Annotated in this window: 1 protein-coding gene; it reads left to right on the top strand. The window is 66.6% G+C overall.

Annotation, left to right across the window (positions count from 1 at the left end; all coding sequences use genetic code 11):
• The coding region (locus tag ABZ656_RS58135) for a hypothetical protein (RefSeq protein WP_360280914.1) at nucleotides 1–1,008 on the top strand (1,008 nt) is incomplete at both ends.

Genomic DNA, 1,008 nt, shown 5'->3' with positions numbered 1-1,008 from the left:
GAGCATCGTCCTGCCTCATGGTTTGGAGTGGGTTTCCGCGCTGGCCGGTGGTGAGTGGCCGGAGGCGATGGAGGGTGATCTGTGGGATCTGGAGACTGCGCATCGGGAGTTCGCGTCTGAGGTCCGTGCGGTGGTGCAGGAGCTCGGTCCGGTTGCGGCGCAGGTCAAGTCGGGGATTTCGGGTGCGACGGCGGATGCGTTCGAGGCGTACCTGGACAAGATGCTGAAGTCTCTGCCGGATGTGGCCGTGGCGGCGGACCAGTTGGCGGATTCGTGCAACCACATGGCGTTGCAGGTTCAGTATTCCAAGAAGATGCTTTTGGTGACGTTGGCGTGGATGGCCGCCCAGATCGCGTTTTTGGCGTGGTGGGCTCCGGAGGGTGTGGCGGCGATTGTGGCGGCGGGCCGTGCCGCGGTGATGATGATTATGCGGCGGCTGTTGGCGGTTGTCGGGATCAATGTGGCGATGGCGGCGCTGTTCGATGCGGGGATTCAGCTGAGTCAGATGGCTGATGGTCATCGCAAGGACTGGGACCTGAACCTGTCGGAGATGGCGTGGGGCGCGGCGGCGATCAATGGCGCGATCATGGGTGCGGCTTTTCTTTCGGCGGGTGCGCTTGCTCCGGGGTTCATGTCGACGTTGATCGGCAAGATACTCGTCGGTGGGGCGAGTGGTGCTGCGGGTATGGCGGCCACGGATGCGGCGTACGGGATCGACGGGAAGCCTGGGCTGGGGTTCATCGCGGGTGCGTTCGGTGGAGCGATCGGCCATATTCCCCAGGCCAGGCAGAATTGGAAGGGTGGTGCTCGGGGCGAGGACGGCGCGGGGGCCATCAAGGCGCCGGTTGTGCCCAAGGCTCCTGACCTTTCGGGGTCGCGGGACCTGGGTGTGGTCCCGCCGCGCTTCCCGACCGAGGAGTCCGGACCGCAGCAGGCACCGGCCTCGTCCTCGCAGGGCGGGGAGGGGGGAGGCGGCTCCCAGGGGCAGGGGCAGGGGCAGGGGCAGGG

Origin of the sequence: Streptomyces sp. NPDC007095, assembly GCF_040634475.1 — a bacterium.
In the GTDB taxonomy this organism is placed as follows: Bacteria; Actinomycetota; Actinomycetes; order Streptomycetales; family Streptomycetaceae; genus Streptomyces.
Note: the sequence above shows the minus strand (reverse complement) of the source record. Positions and strands in the feature narration are given on the sequence as shown.